This is a genomic window from Mesorhizobium sp. M7D.F.Ca.US.004.01.2.1, from assembly GCF_003997785.1.
GTDB classification, from domain to species: domain Bacteria; phylum Pseudomonadota; class Alphaproteobacteria; order Rhizobiales; family Rhizobiaceae; genus Mesorhizobium; species Mesorhizobium loti.
The window spans coordinates 1-1,063 of sequence record NZ_RZRQ01000684.1; the positions used below are offsets into that span (position 1 = coordinate 1).

1 protein-coding gene is annotated in these 1,063 nt (G+C 59.6%); it reads left to right on the forward strand.

Annotation, left to right across the window (positions count from 1 at the left end; genetic code table 11):
* On the forward strand, nt 1–1,063 hold a 1,063-nt coding region (locus EN993_RS36160; RefSeq protein ID WP_164758070.1), incomplete at both ends, for a molybdopterin-dependent oxidoreductase.

The window sequence follows — 1,063 nt, forward strand, 5'->3', positions numbered from 1 at the left end:
GCTCCGGCACACGCTCGGCCTATCGCGCTGGTGGCATTTCTCGATCAATCTCTTGTGGCTGATCAACGGAGTCGCCTTCTACATTCTCCTCTTTTCAACCGATCAGTGGCGCAGGCTGGTGCCCATGACTTGGGAAGTTTTCCCGGCCGCGCTCTCGACGGCAATCCAATATGCCTCGCTGAACTTTCCGGTCGACGAAGGCTGGACCCGCTACAACGGCCTCCAGCAACTCAGCTACTTCGTCACCGTGTTCATCGCTGCGCCTGTCTCCATCGCCACGGGGCTGATGCAGAGCCCCGCGATTTCCAATGCGGCAGGATGGTTTGGCCGATTATTCAACCGGCAGGCCATGCGATCGGTTCATTTCATCTCGTTCGGCTGGTTCGTCGGCTTCATCCTGGCGCATGGCGCGATGGTCTTCGTCACCGGCATCCGGCAGAATACCAACCATATGTTCGCCGGCATCGACGACGCTTCATGGACGGGTTTCCCCCTGTTCCTCGTCGCGATGGCCATCCTCCTCGCAGCATGGCTAGTCGTCTCACCCTTCACCATCAGCCACGCCCGATTGGTGGAGCGCACCGGCGCGTTCATGATCGGCTGGCTGATGGGGCTGGCGGAAGGCTGGGATGCGCGCTCGCAACTGACGAAGAAGGATATCTCGCCCTATTTTTGGCCGAACGGGACAATGCCGAATTCGAAGGAATTCGACGATCTCGTGGCCGAGAATTTCGCCAGCTACCGACTCCGCGTCGGCGGCCTCGTCGAAGCACCCCGCGACTTCTCCCTGGCCGATCTAAGGGCAATGCCAAAGCAGGAACAGATCACTACGCATTTCTGCATCCAGGGTTGGTCCGGCGTTGCCGAATGGGGCGGCATGCCCATGCGCGATATTCTGGACCTGGTGAAGCCGACACCAGCGGCCCTCTACGCCGTGTTCTACTCGCTGGCCGATGGTGCCGATGGTGGTCGCTACTACGACGTCCACAAGATCGAAAACATGAGCCATGACCTGACGATCCTCGCCTACGAGATGAACGGCGCCCCGCTTAGCGTTTTACAT